Annotated in this window: 15 protein-coding genes and 1 pseudogene; 7 read left to right on the top strand and 9 right to left on the bottom strand. The window is 60.4% G+C overall.

Annotation, left to right across the window (positions count from 1 at the left end):
- The 3 genes and pseudogenes from ACFFAR_RS00695 to ACFFAR_RS00705 form a co-directional block, all read left to right on the top strand.
- A pseudogene (locus tag ACFFAR_RS00695) lies at positions 1 to 609 on the top strand (branched-chain amino acid ABC transporter permease); the annotation flags it as partial.
- Entirely contained in the window at positions 606 to 1,343 is a 738-nt protein-coding gene (locus tag ACFFAR_RS00700; protein WP_174365592.1) for an ATP-binding cassette domain-containing protein, read from the top strand. The pseudogene ACFFAR_RS00695 and the gene ACFFAR_RS00700, both read left to right, overlap by 4 nt.
- Positions 1,340 to 2,044 (top strand): ABC transporter ATP-binding protein, encoded by a 705-nt coding sequence (locus ACFFAR_RS00705; protein ID WP_375507392.1) that lies wholly within the window; start codon positions 1,340 to 1,342, stop codon positions 2,042 to 2,044. Before ACFFAR_RS00700 ends, ACFFAR_RS00705 begins: the two co-directional genes overlap by 4 nt.
- A gap of 4 nt (positions 2,045 to 2,048) precedes the next feature.
- Here the strand turns inward: ACFFAR_RS00705 and iolB are convergent, their stop codons facing one another.
- From iolB to ACFFAR_RS00740, 7 genes are all read right to left on the bottom strand, one after another.
- Positions 2,049 to 2,858, bottom strand: coding sequence for a 5-deoxy-glucuronate isomerase (gene iolB / locus ACFFAR_RS00710; RefSeq protein WP_061999880.1), 810 nt, complete (start codon positions 2,856 to 2,858; stop codon positions 2,049 to 2,051).
- On the bottom strand, positions 2,855 to 3,760 hold the full coding sequence (gene iolE / locus ACFFAR_RS00715; RefSeq protein WP_375507393.1) for a myo-inosose-2 dehydratase: 906 nt from the start codon (positions 3,758 to 3,760) through the stop codon (positions 2,855 to 2,857). Before iolE ends, iolB begins: the two co-directional genes overlap by 4 nt.
- 3 nt (positions 3,761 to 3,763) lie before the next feature.
- Positions 3,764 to 5,683, bottom strand: coding sequence for a 3D-(3,5/4)-trihydroxycyclohexane-1,2-dione acylhydrolase (decyclizing) (iolD, locus tag ACFFAR_RS00720; protein WP_375507394.1), 1,920 nt, complete (start codon positions 5,681 to 5,683; stop codon positions 3,764 to 3,766).
- Positions 5,623 to 7,617, bottom strand: coding sequence for a 5-dehydro-2-deoxygluconokinase (gene iolC / locus ACFFAR_RS00725; protein ID WP_375507395.1), 1,995 nt, complete (start codon positions 7,615 to 7,617; stop codon positions 5,623 to 5,625). The genes iolD and iolC overlap by 61 nt, the downstream gene beginning before the upstream one ends.
- A 43-nt stretch (positions 7,618 to 7,660) precedes the next feature.
- On the bottom strand, positions 7,661 to 8,452 hold the full coding sequence (locus ACFFAR_RS00730) for an ATP-binding cassette domain-containing protein (RefSeq protein ID WP_062167146.1): 792 nt from the start codon (positions 8,450 to 8,452) through the stop codon (positions 7,661 to 7,663).
- A gap of 11 nt (positions 8,453 to 8,463) precedes the next feature.
- Positions 8,464 to 9,627, bottom strand: a complete 1,164-nt coding sequence (locus ACFFAR_RS00735; protein WP_062000923.1) for an ABC transporter permease — start codon at positions 9,625 to 9,627, stop codon at positions 8,464 to 8,466.
- A 124-nt stretch (positions 9,628 to 9,751) separates the two neighbouring features.
- A complete protein-coding gene (locus ACFFAR_RS00740; protein WP_061999875.1) occupies positions 9,752 to 10,804 on the bottom strand; it encodes a sugar ABC transporter substrate-binding protein in 1,053 nt (350 codons plus the stop codon).
- A 211-nt stretch (positions 10,805 to 11,015) separates the two neighbouring features.
- On the opposite strand from ACFFAR_RS00740, the gene ACFFAR_RS00745 reads away from it, so the two are divergent.
- The 4 genes from ACFFAR_RS00745 to ACFFAR_RS00760 are packed head-to-tail and all read left to right on the top strand — an operon-like array spanning position 11,016 to position 14,202.
- Positions 11,016 to 11,915 carry a MurR/RpiR family transcriptional regulator gene (locus ACFFAR_RS00745; RefSeq protein WP_061999874.1) on the top strand — a complete coding sequence of 300 codons (900 nt, stop codon included), beginning with the start codon at positions 11,016 to 11,018 and terminating at the stop codon, positions 11,913 to 11,915.
- The gene (gene iolG / locus ACFFAR_RS00750) at positions 11,905 to 12,903 is read left to right on the top strand and encodes an inositol 2-dehydrogenase (protein WP_174363710.1); all 999 of its coding nucleotides are present in this window, start codon (positions 11,905 to 11,907) and stop codon (positions 12,901 to 12,903) included. Before ACFFAR_RS00745 ends, iolG begins: the two co-directional genes overlap by 11 nt.
- Positions 12,900 to 13,919 carry a Gfo/Idh/MocA family oxidoreductase gene (locus ACFFAR_RS00755; protein ID WP_062167140.1) on the top strand — a complete coding sequence of 340 codons (1,020 nt, stop codon included), beginning with the start codon at positions 12,900 to 12,902 and terminating at the stop codon, positions 13,917 to 13,919. Before iolG ends, ACFFAR_RS00755 begins: the two co-directional genes overlap by 4 nt.
- A gap of 55 nt (positions 13,920 to 13,974) precedes the next feature.
- On the top strand, positions 13,975 to 14,202 hold the full coding sequence (locus ACFFAR_RS00760; protein WP_031360613.1) for a sulfurtransferase TusA family protein: 228 nt from the start codon (positions 13,975 to 13,977) through the stop codon (positions 14,200 to 14,202).
- A gap of 88 nt (positions 14,203 to 14,290) precedes the next feature.
- Here ACFFAR_RS00760 and galU read toward each other — a convergent pair whose 3' ends face one another.
- Positions 14,291 to 15,172 carry a UTP--glucose-1-phosphate uridylyltransferase GalU gene (galU, locus tag ACFFAR_RS00765; protein WP_056354112.1) on the bottom strand — a complete coding sequence of 294 codons (882 nt, stop codon included), beginning with the start codon at positions 15,170 to 15,172 and terminating at the stop codon, positions 14,291 to 14,293.
- A gap of 201 nt (positions 15,173 to 15,373) precedes the next feature.
- A complete protein-coding gene (locus ACFFAR_RS00770; protein WP_375507396.1) occupies positions 15,374 to 18,244 on the bottom strand; it encodes a valine--tRNA ligase in 2,871 nt (956 codons plus the stop codon).
- Positions 18,245 to 18,347: the final 103 nt, after the last annotated feature.

Here is an 18,347-nt window from a genome sequence, read left to right on the forward strand (position 1 = left end):
CCGTTTGTACGTGTGGCGAATGCTGTACGCGATAACCCCATGCGCGCCGCGGCCATCGGTTTCGATCCACGGCGCGTGCGCTTCGTCATGGTGATCGTGGCCGCGTTTTTTGCAGGCGTGGCAGGCGGTCTGGGGCTGATCAACGTGGAATTGGCATCGGCGGAAGGGGTGGGGCTGGCGCGCTCGGCAAGCGTGCTGATTGCTGTCGTTATTGGCGGCACGGGGATGTTTTTCGGGCCGGTGCTGGGAGCCGTCTTGCTCACGTTTTTCAGCGTGGCTGTGGCAAGCGTGTCCCCTGCATGGGTGGCCTATCTGGGGCTGTTTTTTGTGTGGACCGTGGTCGCGGCACCGAAGGGTCTGGCGGGCTTGATGACAGGAAGATCGCGTAATCGTTCCGCCCTTGGTTTGTGTGCCTTAGTTGCCTGGCTGATAGCCATTGTGATTGCGACCGAACTCGCCTACGCACTTCAGTTCGATACCCACGGCGATGGCCTCGCGCACGTCGCAGGCTTGCGCCTCGATGGTCACAGTGTCGGTCCCTGGGGCTTCGCGTTATTCAGCGCCATGGTCGCGTTGCTGCTCACAAGAAAATCCCGGAACGCACAGTGACTACCGCGCTCGAACTGAGGCAAATCACAAAGCGTTTCGGTGCCACCGAAATTCTCCGAGGCGTGGATCTCACCGTTCGCCAGGGCGAACGTCATGCGTTGATCGGTCCGAACGGCGCGGGTAAATCGACGTTGTTCGATATCATCGCAGGGCGCACATTGCCGTCGAGCGGCCATGTGATGCTGAACGGCACGGATGTGACGGGATTACCGGCTCACCGGTTGGGACGCAAGGGCCTCGCGCGCAGCTTCCAGACTTCAAGCGTATTCACCGGCCTGAGCGTATGGGACAACATTCGATGTGCAGTGCTTGGTTCTCACGCGTCTTGGCCGGCGAGATGGTTCGGATCGAACGTGATTGATCGCGAGACTCAACGTGTTATCGAAGCGATTGGTTTGACCGAGCGCAGCAGCGAGCCGGCCTCGAGTCTTGGCTATGCAGCGTTGCGCGCGCTCGATCTTGGCCTGGCGCTGGCATCGGATGCATCGACCTTACTTCTCGACGAACCCACCGCGGGCATGAACCGTTTGGAAGCAGCGCAGGCCCTTTCATTGATCCGCGAGACCACGAAGGGCAAGACCTTGCTGATCGTCGAGCATGATATGGAAGCTGTGTTCGCACTTGCCGATCGTATTTCGGTACTCGTGCAAGGCCGCGTGATCGCGACCGGAACGCCCGATGAAATCGCCGCAGACCCGGGCGTTCGTTCCGCATATCTCGGTGACGAACCATGACCGCGTTGCTGGAAATCAACGAACTCAACGCGTGGTACGGTTCAAGTCATGTGCTGCATGGCGTGAGCTTGCGCATCGGCGAAGGCGAGGTCGTCGTGCTCGCGGGGCGCAACGGGTCGGGACGTTCGACGCTTGCAAAAGCGCTGATGGGTCTCGTGCATGCGGAGGGCGCGGCGAATTTCCGCGGGGTATCGCTGATAGGGAAGCGGCCTTACGCAATCGCGCGGATGGGCATGGGTTATGTACCCGAACAACGCGATGTATTTCCGACATTGAGCGTCCGCGAGAATTTGGTGCTCGGCATGAAGCGCGGTGGATCGCATTTTGGCGTGGCCGAAGCCGAACGAATTTTCCCGATACTGCACGAACGCAAGACTGTGAAAGCCGGACTGCTCTCCGGCGGCGAGCAACAGATGCTCGCGCTCGCCCGTACCTTGATGGGCGATCCGTCGCTTGTCATTATCGATGAACCCACGGAAGGCCTCGCGCCGCAAATCGTGAAACAGGTCGCAGCCTGTCTGAAGAGCTTGCAAACTCGCGGTGTGGCGATCCTGCTGATCGAACAGCGCATGACGATGGCACAGGAACTGGCAACCCGCGTCGCGGTGATGGGACACGGCAAGATCGTCTTCGATGACACCCCCGACGCGCTCGCCGCCAACGAGCGCATCACGCGCGAATGGCTTTCTGTCGGCGTTTGAAGAATCAGGAAGCCTTGCTGTCGCGCTCCGCGATCCACTCGTGCTTCGGATCGTTCTTGAAGTGCCAGGTGCGTTTGTCGCCGGCCATCACGTTCAGATAATAGTTGTCGTAACCATACGGCACCACGACCGGATGATAACCACGCGGCACCATGACGACGTCGTGATCTTCCACGGCCATGGTTTCGTCGAGATCGCGCTCGTCGGTATAGACGCGCTGAAACGCAAACCCCTGCGGCGGATTCAGCCGATGGTAGTAAGTCTCTTCAAGCGAACTCTCCACCGGCACGTTGTCCTTGTCATGCTTGTGCGGCGGATAGCTCGATGCATGTCCGCCCGGCGTCTTCACCTCGACCACAAGCAGACCTTCGGCGGGTTCGGTTTGCGGAAGAATGTCGCACACGTATCGCGTATTCGCGCCTTTGCCGCGCGTCGAGCGTTTCATCTGCGAAGGCTCGATAAGCCGCGGCGGATATTTTCCCGTAGCGGGCGCGCTCGCCACACCGATCTCGGCATCGCGATCCGCACGCACAATGGCGGCGAGTTTCGGCGGCAAATACACGGCGTAGGGCGCGGTGTCCTCGAACACGCTGTCACGTGAACCAATCTTCTCCCACTTGTGTTCGCCAGCTTCAATGCTCACCGTTCCAGACAACACGACAATACAGACCTCGCGCTTTGCCTCATGCACATGGACGATATCGCCGGTTTCCAGCCGATAAGCGGCGAACCCCACATGCTTCCATAACGCAGTTTCCGGTGTGACACGCGCGATGGTCTGACCTTCGCGCGATGCCTTGACGAGCAGACTCATGCTGCCTCCTGAAGTTGTTGATCAACGAGCGCACGTAGTGTCTTGTAGCCTTTCTCGGCGTACGTATAGCTCGTTGCTATGACCGGGTCCTGTTCGGCTTCGACCACGAGCCAGCCGCCATACCCGTGCCGTTTCAATCGCGCGATGATCGACGGGAAATCTATGGCACCATCGCCGGGCACGGTGAACGCGCCGTTGATGACCGAGTCGAGGAAACTCCAGTTGCGATTGCGCGCTAGCTTGATGATTTCCGGCCGCACGTCCTTGCAATGTACGTGACAAACGCGGCCGATGTGTTTGTCGAGCATGACAATCGGATCGCCGCCCGCAAACGTGATATGTCCTGCATCGAACAGCAGGCCGACGGAATCGTTGGTCAGGCTCATCAGGCGGTCCACGTCAGCGGGCGTCTCCACGTACGCGCCCATATGATGGTGGTAAGCAACACGAACACCTTTGGACAAGGTGTATTCGGCGAATGTGTTGAGGCGTTTGGCGTATTCGTTCCAGCGGTCATCTGAGAAAAAACGCGGGCGTTGATAGAGCGGTCGCGGCAAACCCTGGATCGAGTCCGCCACTTCGCCGTAGACCATCACCGTTGCGCCGTTTTTCGCAAGCAGGTCGAGATGCGGGCCTACGGCTGCGATCTCTTCTTCCGCGCTGCGCTCCGCAAGGCGACCGGAATACCAGCCGGAGACGAGCGCCAGATCGTACTCGGCCAAAAGCTTTTTCAACGCTTCCGGTTCACGCGGAAACTTGTTGCCAAGCTCGAAGCCTTCATAGCCGATCTTCTTTCCTTCGGTCAACGCAACGCTTAACGGCGTCTCGCCGCCCAGCGAGGGAAGGTCGTCGTTCATCCACGAAAGCGGATTGATACCGATCCGTACATCGAAGGTGCTCATCTGTTATTCCTTCGTGCGCTTCGAACGCGCCGTGAGTTTGTGTTCGTAGTTTGCGCGCGCCGAGCGCACCGCTTCACGCGATGACACTTCGGGCACCGCGACTTCCCACCACCAGCCGCCTTCTTCAGTCGGGCGCGCCGGGTCGGTGTCGATGCTGACCAGATACGATTTTGTCGATGCCCGCGCGCGTTGCATCGCGGCTTCGAGTTCGCCGATATTCGCGACGTGTTCGGCGGTCGCGCCGAGCGAGCGCGCGTGCATGGCGAAGTCGATGGCAGGCGCGCCTTCCGGACCTTGCCGGCTGTCGGCCAACAGGTTGTTGAACGGGGCGCCGCCGCAAGCTTGTTGCAACCGGTTGATGCAACCGTAGCCGCGGTTGTCGAGCAGCACGACGATGATCTTGGCGCCAAGCATCACCGATGTAGCAAGCTCGCTGTTCATCATGAGATAGCTGCCATCGCCTACGATCACGATCACTTCGCGCTCGGGGCGCGCGAGTTTCGCACCGAGCGCGCCGGCGACTTCGTAGCCCATGCACGAGTAGCCGTATTCGACGTGATAACCGCCCGGCGTGCTCGTGCGCCAGAGCTTTTGCAAATCGGCGGGAAGGGTTCCGGCTGCACAGACCACGATGTCGTTCGCCGCCGATTGCACGCTCGAACGCTGCACCGCGCCGATGACATCGGCTTCACGTGGCAACGCGTTGTCGAGCTGCTGCGCGTTCGTCACGTGATCGACGGTCGCGCGCCAGCTATCGGCGAGTTCGTGCGCACGAACGGTCCACGGCGGCGATGCACGCCAGTCGCCGAGCGCACGGCTTAGCGCATCGAGCGCGAGCTGTGCATCGGATTCAACCGCCAAAGCACCTTGTTTCAAGGCATCGAATGCATTGGCATTGATGCCGATAAGCTGTGCCTGCGCAAACAGCGTGTTCGATCCCGTGGTGAAATCCTGCAGCCGCGTGCCGACCGCGAGAACACAATCGGCATCACTTGCCAACTGGTTCGCGGCTTCCGACCCGGTCACGCCGATACCGCCCAGATTCAGCGGATGATCCCATTCGAGCGCACCTTTTCCCGCCTGAGTTTCGGCGACAGGAATGCCATGACGTTCCGAGAATGAGCGCAATGCACCGGTCGCGAGGCCGTACAGCACGCCGCCGCCCGACACGAGCAGAGGCCTTTTGGCAGCACGCAATGCGGTGGCCGCGCGGGTGATGTCATCGGCCATGGGCGAGGGCGCGTGAAACGAAATCACACGCGGCTCGAAGAACGACGCGGGATAGTCGTACGCCATCGCCTGCACGTCTTGCGGCAGCGCGAGCGTGACGGGGCCGCACAACGCGGCGTCGGTCAATACGCGGATTGCGCGAGGCAACGCGCTCAACAATTGCGCCGGATGCACGATGCGATCGAAATAACGCGAGACAGGACGCAAGGTATCGTTCGCGGATACGTTGCCGTCGCCGAAGTCTTCCACTTGTTGCAGGACAGGATCGGGCGCACGGGACACGAAGATATCGCCGGGCAGCAACAGCACGGGCAAGCGATTCACGTGCGCCAATGCTGCGGCCGTCACGAGGTTCGTCGCGCCCGGGCCAATGGAGGTCGTCACCGCCATCATCCGCCGGCGGAAATTCGCCTTTGCATAGGCAATAGCCGCATGCGCCATCGCCTGCTCGTTGTGCGCGCGAAACGTGGGCAGAGTCTCGCGATGCGCATACAAGGCCTCGCCCATACCCGCTACGTTGCCGTGCCCGAAGATCGCAAAGACGCCGCCGAAGAGCGCTTCGCCGTCCTCGGTCTGCAGCGCGGCGAGATAGCGGACCAGCGCCTGCGCGGTGGTCAAACGGATCGTGCTGTTCATGCTGCCTGCTCCTGCGCGGTGGCTTTCGGGTGCCGGGCGGCGCGCGCTTCGGTCCATGCATCGATCAGCGTTTCGAACGTGCGCCGCACGCGTGCGACGAGTTCAGCGTCATCTATGGTCCCGGCGAGCCACGCGTGACTCGGCTCATGGAAGATGGTGCGGCCAACGGTAAACCCACGGCATGTCTTCGATAAAGCCGCCGGTTTGAAGCCCTCGCACAGTTGATCTACCGCCGCCGACAAACCCAGCAGCACGACGCCGCGACACGCGGGGTCACGCTCGGCGATCAACGCATCGACGGCTTCCCATTGCTTCGCGCTCATTGGTTCGAGCTTCCACCACTCGGGATAGATGCCAAGGTTGTAAAGCCGCTTCAACGAACGCAGCGCGGTATCTTCGGCAATCGGCGGCCCGTTCTTCGGCACGATCACTTCGAGCAGCAACTCGTGGCCGCTTGCCTGGACGGCGTCGTACAGCGCGCGAATCTGGGCTTCCTGTTCGAGGCGGAGATCGTGTGGATGGTCGGGGTGATAGTGCACCAGGCACTTTGCAACATGTTCGCGCGGCCACTCGACAAGCGTGGTTCCGATCGAGCGGCCGTGATCGAAAACAAGCGGCATGGAGCCGGGCAACTCCACCGGACGCCCGATCCACCAGCCGCGTCCGGTTGCTGCGTTCAGCGCGTCCTGGCCGTAGCGGTCATCGATCAGCACGCCTATGCGTCCTTCCAGTCCGCGCTCCTTTTCCGTCTGCGCGACGGCTTGCACGAACAAGCCTTTGAGCTCGGCGATGCGCGTTTCGTCCGCGCCTGTTTGCTGCGCGAGGTCGAAAAACTGGTTGCGGTGATCGAAGGCAAATCCAAGCACTTCGTTCCACTGTTTGCGAGCCGGCGTCACTCGGTGCAGGCGCGCAAGCGTTGCATCGCGGTCGGGCCGGCGCATGCGGAAAGGATCGGCGCGTGCGGCATCGAGGAAGTAAGTGAGCTCTGCGGGCGTGGGCATGGCGGGCGCGCATCCGTGACGCGATACAACCAGCCCGCCGCACGCGTTCCCGGTACGCGCGCAGACGTCCATGGGTTCGTCGCGCAGCCATCCGGCGAGAAAGCCTGCAGCGAACGCATCGCCCGCGCCCAGCACGTTCAGCACTTCGACTTCGACGCCGCCGTGAACGGGGGCATCGTCTATCGAAACCGGAACGTCGCCTTCGATGATCGAGCAGCCCATTGGCCCACGCTTGACGACGAGCGTTGCGTCCGTGACGGAACGAACGGCGGTCAACGCATCGATCAGCGTGTCCTTGCCGCCCGCGATCCGGAACTCCTCTTCCGTGCCGATCACGAGATCCATCAGCGGCAGGATGCCTTGCAAGTGGGCGGTGACATTGTCGTTGGCGACGAAGCGTGTCTCGCCATCGGCCTTGCCGGTCAGTCCCCATAGCACCGGCCGGTAGTCGATATCGAGCACCGTACGAACCTGGTTGCGGCGCGCGTGATCGAGCGCGCGGCGGCTCGTGCGATTGACCTGATCGGTGGAGAAGTGCGTGCCGGTAATCAACAGCGCTTTCGATGACGCAATGAACGCTTCGTCGAAGTCGTTTTCATCGACGGCCATGTCCGCGCAATCATCGCGATAGAACACCAGCGGAAACGTATCGCGATCTTCAATGCCGAGCAGCACGAGTCCCGTCAACCGGTCGTGATCGATGCGCACGTGACTCGTGTCGCACCCCTCGCGTTCCAGCGTCTCGGTGAGGAAGCGGCCCATGTGATCGTTGCCGACGCGCGAGAGCATTGCCGACCTGAGGCCGAGCCGGGCGCATCCAAACGCGATATTCGCCGACGACCCGCCCAGATATTTCGCAAAGCTCGATACGTCCTCGAGCCTGGCGCCGACCTGCTGCGCATAGAGATCGACCGCGAGCCGCCCGAGACACACGATGTCGCGGGTTCGCCCTTCGGCGAAACGCGATCCGGTTGATGAATGCAATGCCATGTTCGATCCTTGGAGTAGATGAAGTCCGCGAAGGAGCCCGGGTTCAGGCCGGGGCGTCTTCGAGTTCGCTCATCATTTGCTGCATCTCGGCGCCGCCCGCCATCATGTCGAGGACTTCGTTCTTCGTGATCGTGTCTTTCGTGAACGTGCCCATTGAACGGCCGCGATTGAGCAGCGTGAACGAATCGCCGATGGGGTACGCGTGATGCACGTTGTGCGTGATGAAGATCACGGAGATGCCTTTCGAGCGCGCCGTATGGATCAGGCGCAGCACGTTGAACGACTGCTTCACGCCGAGCGCGGCCGTGGGTTCATCGAGGATCAGCACGCGTGCGCCGAAATGGATCGCCCGCGCGATCGCGAGACATTGCTTTTCGCCGCCGGACATGGTGCCAATGGGTTGATGTGCGTCGCGTACATTAATCCCCATTTCGGAAAGCCGTGCCGTCGATGTTTCCGCCGCGAGGTCCAGATCCATCACGTTGAGCAAACCGAAGAGCTTTTTCTGCGGCTCGCGGCCCATGAAGAAATTGCGCGCAACAGACAACAAGGGTACGAGCGCGAGATCCTGGTACACGGTCGCGATACCCATATCGAGCGCTTCCTTGGGCGAGCCGAATTGCACCGGTTTGCCATCGACGAGATATTCGCCCGAGGAGGGCGTATGAACCCCGGCAAGCGTCTTGATCAGAGTGGATTTGCCTGCGCCGTTATCGCCGAGCAGGCAGTGCACTTCGCCACGCTTCAAACGCAGCGTCACACCGTTGAGTGCGATCACGCGGCCGAAGAACTTGCTGACGTTTTCGAGCGCGAGAATGGTGTCTTGTTCAGCCATGACCGTTCCCCTCATTGAGCTTGTGAAACGCGACGACGCACGTAGTGATTGAACAGCACGGCGATCAGCAGCATCACGCCGAGGAACACGCGGAACCAGTCGGAGCTGACGTTCGTGTACGTGATGCCGATCTGTACGACGCCGAAGATGAGCGCACCGAAGCACGCGCCGATCACCGATCCATAACCGCCGGTCAGCAGCGTTCCGCCGATCACCGCCGCGATGATCGCCTCGAATTCCTTCTGCAGGCCGCGGTCGGCCGCAGCGGATCCGATGTCGCAAACTTGCAGCACGGCGAACAAGCATGAGCAAAACGCGGTCAGCACGAACAATGAAATCTTCACGCGCCGCACGGGCACGCCGACGTTCTTAGCTGCGTTTGCATCGCCGCCGACTGCGAGGATCCAGTTGCCGAAACGCGTCTTCGCAAGCACGAACGCGCTGACCGCGGCGAGCGCGAGCCACCACAAGATGACCTTTGGAATACCGGGCACGAGCGGTTCGCCGCTATCGAGCAATTTGCCGATACCCATATGCCCGAGCCATGAAAAGAGGCCATGCAGCGCGACGCCATGAAACAGCGTGTTCGCGAGCCAGTCGTTCTGCGCGAGATCGCCGACGCCGGAGATGATGGTGCGGTCGGCAAAGAGAATGGAGAGCGCAAGCGTCAAGCCGCGCAAGATGAACAGGAACGCGAGCGTCACGATGAACGACGGCAACCGCGTCTTCACGACCAGATAGCCGTTCAATGCGCCTAGCAACATGGAACAGACGAAGGCGAACAGGATCGCAACCGACAACGGCCAGTGAAAATACACCGACGGAATCGCGACCATCATGCCGGCGAAACCGATCATCGAGCCAATCGACAAATCGAACTCGCCCGCGATCATCAGCAGGCACGCGCCGACCGCAAGCAGGCCGAGGTACGCCGCGACTTGCGACCAGTTCATCACGCCGTCGAGGTTGAACATGCCCGAGCTTCCGGCGCTTACGCCGAACACAATGAACACGAGCACCGCGCCGGAGATCGCCGCGAATTCCGGACGATTCAGGATATGGCCGAACCACGATTGACGCCTGACGCGTTCATCGGCGGGCGCGGCCGTGGCCGGCGCACTGGATGAATCGGCCGCGTTGGAAAGGGGAGGAACGTGCTTGCCGGCTATGCCCATGATGGCTCCTTGAAGCGCGCGGCCAGCCGCCTGACGGACGCAGGCGGCGGCGCGTTGAGAGAAAGCTGGTGCTGCGAACGGCGTAGTCAGGTCGAGGATGATCCGCACCCCCGTCCGCGATGAATCACCTGTATTGGCCTGCGAACTTCAACACCTTGTCGATGTTGTCCTTCGTGATGAAGCCCGGTCCTGAACGGATGTTCTTCGGACCGTAAGATGGTTGAAGTCCGTAGGTTGCGAGCCGAGCCTTGAACTTCGGATTCGCTTCCAGGATCTGGCGGATCTTCACCGGATCGGTGGTCTTGTCATGCTTCACGATCGCCAGCACGGCAACCGGGATATAGCCTTGCAAGTACGGCTGCTGATCGATCGCGAACTGGATCGTGCCGGCTTGGATGGCTTTTGCGATGTCATCGGAGAAATCGAAGGTCGCAAACCAGATCTTCTTTTCCAGGCCCATCTGCTGCACGGCTTTCAATGTGGCCGAAGCGGGCGTCGGTCCGAGCGTCAGGATGGCCTGCGTGTTCGGATGATTGCGCAAATACGCGCTGACCTTCGACTGGATCTCAGTCGGGTCTTGTCCCGAGTCGAGCGTCGACGGTTTGTAGTCGACACCGATGGCATCGGCGAAACCACGGCAGCGATCGAACGACACCACGTTGGTCGCCAGGTGATTGACGCACAGGAACGACTTGATGCCTGCGGCCTTGGCCTTCTCGCCAGCCGCGTGACCCGCAACATATTCAGGCTGGCCGATATGCATGATCGCGCCGAGCTGCGCGCTTTGCTCTTCGGTGCCCGAGTTGATCGTGACGAGCGGAATCTTCTTCGCGGTCACCTTGTTCATCGCACTTTTCAGTACGTCGAAGTCCGCGATGGTCACGATCACGCCATCGTAGTTACGCGCCGCCGCTTGTTCGATCAACCGCGACATGTCGGCGAGATCGCCGTTGGGCGGATTGCGGTAATCCGTCTCTACGTTGAAGTCCTCATCGGCCTGTTTGATGGCGTTCTTGATCGTGTTCCACCATGAGTCCGAATCTGGCGCGTGGCTGATCAAAACGAAATGGGCGTCGGGAGCCGCGTGGGCTGCCTGGCTGCTCAGTGCCGCTGCGCCGCACAAAGCGGCAGCCGCTGCGAGCACGCGCAGGGCGGCTCGGCCATTGCAAAGTCTCATTGTCTCCACCTATCACGGTTGTTTTTCTGGATAAGCAATCAGGCGCGATGGACAGCGCTCACGTCCCCTTGCTCACGACCAAGATTAGGACAACTCTGAGCGCTATGCAATAGGAAGTTTAACTACCCGACGTTTGGAAAATTCATTCCATTTGTTCCGGGAGGTATCTATAATCGGTTGCATCGAAACGGGAATCCATGACGAGCACCGCATGCAGGAAGACACATCAGACACACAGGAAACAGCCACGGATACTGAGACCGTCGACGAACTGATGCAGCGCATCACAGAGGCGTACGACGCACTTCCGCGCCAGCTCAAAAGCGTGGCGACGTATATAGAGCAGCATCGCAGCAACGTGATGATGGATCGCACCGGAGATATCGCGAGCGCGTGCGGCGTGCATCCGTCGGCGGTGGTGCGCTTTGCGCAACGCTTCGGTTTTTCCGGCTTCTCCGACCTACAGGCGATTTTCAAGCAGGCGTACACGGGCCAGAACGGTTCCGCGCAAAGCTACCAGCAGCGGATCAGGAAACTGATCGATGAAAAGCCCGGCAAATTGTCGGGCGGATCGGTCGCGCGTGAATTCATCGCGGCGAGTCAAAGCGGGCTCGCCGAGCTCGAAGCGGGTCTCGACGACGAACAGTTCGAAGCCGCCGTGAAGATGCTGGAGCACGCCGAGAACATCTACGTGATCGGCGTGCGGAGATCGTTTCCGGTGGCGAGTTATATCGTGTACGCGCTGCAGCATACGGCCAAGCGCGTGCATCTCGTGTCGGGCTTCGGCGGGATGTACCGCGAGCAGATTCGCAGCGTGAAAAAGGGCGATGTGGTGATTGCAATCAGCTTCGCGCCCTACGGCAAGGAGACGCAGTACTGCGTGCGCGCGGCGCAGCATCACGGCGCCAAGACGCTGGTCATCACCGACGGCCAGCTTTCGCCGCTCGCGCGTCACGCGAGCGCGCATTTGTTCGTGAAGGAGGGCAGCGCGTTCGCGTTCCGCTCGCTCACGAGCACGATCTGCCTGTGCCAGGCGCTGTTCATCGCGCTTGCGTACCGGCTTGAACTGAACGTAGAAGAATCAAGGGAGACAGGCGGCTATGACGATTGATGTAGCGGTTTTCGGAGCAGGGCGGATCGGCAAGATCCATGCGGCGAATCTGGCAAAACAGCCGGGTGTGCGCCTGAAATATGTAGTCGATGTCAACAAGGAAGCGGCCGCCGCCCTGGCCGCGCTGCACGGCGCACAAGTGGCGGACGTGGAAGGCGCGCTGGGCGATGCGTCCATCGGCGCGACCGTGGTGTGTTCGAGCACCGATACCCATGCCGACCTGATCATGAAATCGGCGGCCCAAAAGAAACACGTGTTCTGCGAAAAGCCCGTGGACCTGACGCTCGAACGCGCACGCGCTTGCGCCGATGCCGTCGCCAAAGTCGGCGTGGTCTGCATGATCGGCTTCCAGCGCCGCTTCGACCCGACGTTCGCTGCGTTGAAGGCGCGCGTGGAGGCGGGTGAAATCGGCGATCCGGAAATGCTGATTGTCACGAGTCGCGACCCGGGGGCGCCGCCCGTTGACTACATCAAACATTCGGGCGGCATTTTCAAGGACATGCTGATCCACGACTTCGACATCTTCCGCTGGATGCTCGACGACGAAGCCGACACACTGCACGCCACCGGAAGCGTCCTGACCGATCCGGCGATTGCGGATGCGGGTGACATCGACTCGACGGCCGTCACCATTCGCACCAAACGCGGCCGCTTGTGCCAGATCAACACGACGCGGCGCGCGGCGTACGGCTACGACCAGCGCTTCGAATTGCTCGGCAGCAAAGGCATGCTGCAGGCGGGCAACGTCCGTCCCACCGAAGTTACCGCGTACTCGAAGACGGCGGTATCGAACGATGTCCCCGAGGCATTTTTCCTCGAGCGATACCGCGCGGCGTACGCGCTGGAGATCGCGCATTTCTTCGATGCCGTCCAGGAAGGCAAACCCGTGCGCACGACGGTCGCGGACGGCCTGAAAGCGCTCGAACTCGCCGATGCCGCCACGCGTTCATGGCGCGAAGGAACGATCATCAAGCTGGGCGCGGCATGAAAGCGCCGGTGCGGATCGGCATTGCCGGATTGGGGCGGCTTGGTCAACGCCATGCGCGCAATCTCGCGTGGCATGTGCCCGGCGCGACGCTCGCGGCCGCGTGCAGCCCGGTCGCGGCTGAACGTGAATGGGCGGTGGAAAAGCTGCCCGAACTCGCGCTCTACGACGACTACGAGTCGTTGCTGCAAGACACATCGATTGATGCCGTCTGGCTCGTTACGCCTACGTCGCTTCATGCCGACCAGATCATCGCGGCATTACGGGCCGGCAAACACGTGTTCTGCGAGAAGCCGTTGTCGCTGGACCTGGCGCAGTGCGACCGGGTTATCGAAGAAAGCGCACGGTTTCCCGATCTGCAGGTCATGATCGGTTTCGTGCGCCGCTTCGACGCCAGTTATCGCGATGCCTTCAACAAGGTCCGCGAGGGCGCGATCGGCCGGCCGTTCATGGTCCGTTCGCAAACCGTCGATAAAAACGATCCCGATGGCTTCTTCGTGCGTTTCGCGCCGACATCGGGCGGCCTGTTCCTCGATTGCAGCGTCCACGACATCGACCTGGCGCGCTGGATGCTCGGCAATCCGCGTGTCACGCGCGTGTTTGCAAGCGGCACGATTGCCATCCACGAAGGCCTGGCTGCGTGTGGCGACATTGATAACGGCGTTGCCATCGTCGAGTTCGAGGGCGGACGCATGGCGGTTTTCCATGCATCGCGGACCAGTGCGCATGGCCACGATACGCAAACGGAAGTCGTGGGAACGGGCGGGGCGTTATCGGTGGGGAGCAACCCGCGGTTGAATCGCGTGGAAATTTTCGATGCCACGGGCATTCGCAACGAATGTACGCCGACGTTCTTCGAGCGCTTCGAACACGCGTTCCTGAACGAGGCCGAGGCGTTCGTGGCGTCGCTCAACGGTGGCCCCGCGACGGGCCTCACGCTTGAAGACGCGCGGGAAGCCACGCGCATCGGCATTGCGATGAGGGAATCCCTGGCCAAGGGAGAAGCGGTGAATTTTTAGGCAGTGGGGTAAAATCGAACTCTTACGAAAAGCAGGTTCGAACAAGGCTCATTCGATGGAAGTGCACAAGGAAGTCGATGCGCGCGGGCTCATGTGTCCGCTGCCCATCTTGCGGGCGAAGAAGGCGCTGTCCGACATGCAAAGCGGTCAGATTCTGAAGGTCCTCGCGACCGATCCGGGTTCCCAACGTGACTTTGCCGCGTTTTCGAAGCAGACCGGCAATGAACTGGTGGAATCGACCTCGCACGACAAGGTCTTCACTTTTCTGATGCGGCGGCGTTAAGCGGGTCAGCCGGACGAAAAAATGCCCATGACGAAGATCATGGGCATTTTTATTTTCGAAGCGCCACGACGGGCGCCCGAAGCCAGACTTATCCAACCAAATGCGGCGAGCGCGTATCCAGGTATTCCTGGAAGTCGGCGGCAACTTCCGGGTGACGCAGCGCGAATTCCACCGTCGCCTTCAGATAACCGAGCTTGCTGCCGCAGTCGAAACGCGTGCCGTGATACTTGTACGCGAGCACTTGTTCGTCCGCGAGGAGCGACTGGATCGCGTCCGTCAGTTGCAGTTCACCGCCAGCACCCGGCTTCAACGCGCGGATATGGTCGAAAACACGCGGCTTCAGCACGTAACGGCCGACTACGCCGAGGTTCGACGGCGCCACAGCCGGTTCCGGCTTTTCCACGATGCCCGACAGCTTGAAAATATTGTCTTCCCACTCTTTCCCGTCGATAACACCATACGACTTCGAATCCTGAGCCGGGATCTCTTCTACGCCGATTACCGAGCTGTGATAGTGGTCGAACACTTCGATCATCTGCGTCATGACCGGCGGCGTGCCGTACAACAAGTCATCGGCGAGGATGACGGCAAACGGGTTGTCGCCCACCAGCTTTTCGGCGCACAGCACCGCGTGCCCAAGACCGAGCGCTTCGGCCTGGCGCACGTAGAAACAGTCCACATGGCTCGGCTTGATGCTGCGGACCAGATCGAGCAGCTTCTGCTTGCCGCGCGCTTCCAGTTCGGCCTCGATCTCATACGACTTGTCGAAGTGATCTTCAATGGCGCGCTTGCTGCGCCCCGTCACAAAGATCATTTCCGTAATGCCGGCTGCCATTGCCTCTTCGACCGCGTACTGGATCAGCGGCTTGTCGACCACAGGCAGCATTTCCTTCGGGCTGGCCTTGGTTGCGGGGAGGAACCGGGTACCGAGACCCGCAACCGGGAAAACCGCTTTCGTAACTTTTAGCATTTGATGACCCTGATCCTCTTATCGTGTTTAAACGTCAAGCCTGAATTTCGTGGGCCCGAGAGCCACTGCCATGATGCAGGTTGATCCGTGAATAAAAAAGTGCGACGAGTGAATTCTTCCAGCGTCAAACTGCACTTTGCTATAGACGGAACAAGCTATAGGTTAGTTTCCAGGTCTGACACCGCCGCGTCTGAATGAAGTTTACGCCGGCAACCGTGAAAGCTGCGCTTTCAGCTTGTCAGCCGTCGACTCGAATTCGGCAAGCCGCTTGCGTTCCTGTTCAACCACCGCGGCCGGCGCACGGGCTACAAAACTTTCGTTTTCCAGCTTGACGCGCGCCTTGCCGATTTCCTGTGTCAGCCGATCGACTTCCTTCGTGAGGCGTTCGCGTTCAGCGGCGACGTCGATCTCGACCTTAAGCACCAGCTTGTTCGATCCTACAATAGCAACTGGCGCGCCACTCGCCTCTGCGTCGAGCGCATTTTCGTCGGTAATGATCTTTACCTCCGACAAACGCGCCAGTGCCTGGACATATGGCGCGAACGACTTCAACTGCGCTTCGTCGCCCGTTGCCAGCAGCGGCACTTTCACTGCCGGTGACAAATTCATCTCGCCGCGCAGATTACGACATGCATCGATGACCCCTTTCAGTTCGGCCGCCCACTGTTCTGAAGATTCGTCGATTTTCGACGGTTGCGCCTGCGGATAGCGCTGGATCATGATCGATGCCGTTTGGCTGCCATTGGCCGGCTGCGGATACCGGTCGGTCAGCGGCGCAACCTTCTGCCACAAGGCTTCCGTGATGAACGGAATGATCGGGTGAGCCAGCCGCAGCACGGTTTCCAGCACGCGCAACAGGGTCCGGCGTGTCGCGCGCTGCTGCTCGGGCAGGCCGTTTTGGATCTGTACCTTCGCCAGTTCGAGATACCAGTCGCAGTACTCGTCCCAGACGAATTTGTAGATGGCGCTTGCCACGTTATCGAACCGGTAATCAGCGAAACCCTTCTCAACCTCCGCTTCCACACGCTGCAGCAGCGAGACGATCCAGAAGTCCGCCTGCGAAAAATGCAGGTAGCCGCCCGGGCCGCAGTCGCCCGCTTCGCATTCTTCCGGTTTGCCGAAACCACAATCGTGGCCTTCGGTATTCATCAGCACAAACCGTGTAGCGTTCCACAACTTATTGCAAAAATTACGGTATCCCTCGCACCTTGCCAGATCAAAATTCACGTTGCGACCGAGAGTGGCCATGGACGCCATCGTGAAGCGCAAGGCATCCGTGCCAAACGGCTGAATTCCGTCCGGGAACTCCTTGCGGGTCTTTTTCTCGATCTTCTCAGCCTGCTTCGGGTTCATCAGGCCGGTAACACGCTTGGCGACGAGCGTTTCCAGATCGATTCCGTCGACAATGTCGATGGGGTCGAGCGTATTGCCCTTGCTCTTCGACATTTTCTGGCCTTCCGCGTCGCGCACGAGACCGTGGACGTAGACCGTGTCGAACGGGATCTTCCCCGTGAAGTGCGTGGTCATCATCACCATCCGGGCAACCCAGAAGAAGATGATGTCGAACCCCGTCACCAGCACCGACGACGGCAGGAAATGCTTCAGCTCCGGCGTTTCGTTCGGCCATCCAAGCGACGAAAACGGCACCAGCGCGGACGAGAACCAGGTGTCGAGCACATCTTCGTCGCGTCGTAGCGTGCCGGTATAGCCGTTTTGGGAGGCTTCCGCGCGCGCCTCGGCTTCCGTCTTGGCGACGAAGATTTCGCCGTTCTCACCGTACCACGCGGGGATTTGATGGCCCCACCAGAGCTGGCGAGAAATACACCAGTCCTGGATATTTTCTAGCCACTGGTAATACGTGTTCGACCAGTTTTCCGGCACGAACTTGATTTCGCCGCTGCGGACTACGTCGAGCGCCGTTTCCGCGATCGATTTACCCGGATTGAACGTGCCGTCCGGCGCCGGTTTGCTCATGGCCACGAACCACTGGTCTGTCAGCATGGGCTCGATCACCACGCTGGTACGGTCGCCGCGCGGCACCATTAGCGTGTGCGGCTTGACCGATTCAAGCGCGCCGAGCGCTTCGAGATCGGCCACGACCTGCTTGCGGGCATCGAAACGATCCAGGCCACGATATTTTTCCGGCGCGTTGTCGTTGATTTTTGCGTCGAGCGTAAGGATTTCGATCATGGGCAGCTTGTGACGCAAGCCCACCTGATAGTCGTTGAAATCGTGCGCCGGCGTAACCTTGACCACGCCGGTTCCGAACTCGCGATCCACATAGTCGTCCGCGATCACCGGAACTTCACGGCCCGACAACGGCAAGGTGACCGTCTTGCCAATGAGATGCGCGTAACGCTCGTCTTCCGGATGGACCATCACGGCGGTGTCGCCGAGCATGGTTTCCGGGCGCGTGGTGGCAACTGTCAGGTGTCCCGAGCCGTCCGTCAGCGGGTAGTTGATGTGCCACAGATTGCCGGCTTCCTCCTCGCTCACCACTTCAAGATCCGATACAGCCGTGCCCAGCACCGGATCCCAGTTCACCAGCCGCTTTCCACGATAAATCAGGCCCTGCTTGTAGAGCGTGACGAAAACATCCTGCACGGCGGTCGACATCTTGTCGTCCATCGTGAAATATTCCCGCGACCAGTCGATGGACGCGCCCAGTCGCCGCACTTGCCCCGTAATGGTCGAGCCCGACTGCTGTTTCCATTCCCAGACGCGTTTCAGGAATTCCTCGCGGCCGAGGTCATGGCGCGAGATGCCCTTGGCGTCGAGCTGGCGCTCGACCACGATCTGCGTGGCAATGCCCGCGTGGTCCGTGCCCGGCAGCCACAGGGTGTTTTCGCCGAGCATGCGGTGATACCGCGTGAGGCTGTCCATGATGGTCTGGTTGAACGCATGACCCATGTGCAGTGTGCCGGTGACGTTTGGCGGCGGGAGCTGGATCGAGAAGTCTTTTTTTCCTTCGTCGAGGCTCGGCGCGGCGTACCCGCGCTTTTCCCATTCGGGTCCCCAGTGGGACTCGATGTTTTGGGGCTCGAAACTCTTCGCAAGCGTGTTGTCACTCATGGGGTGGGATCTGCCGAAAATTGCGTAAAAAAGAAGCGGGGGTCGACCAGCGACATCGGTGAATTATAAGGTCTTACCGAACCTGCAGCCGATTTAGGCGCGC

This window comes from uncultured Caballeronia sp., assembly GCF_964243625.1.
Taxonomy (GTDB): domain Bacteria; phylum Pseudomonadota; class Gammaproteobacteria; order Burkholderiales; family Burkholderiaceae; genus Caballeronia.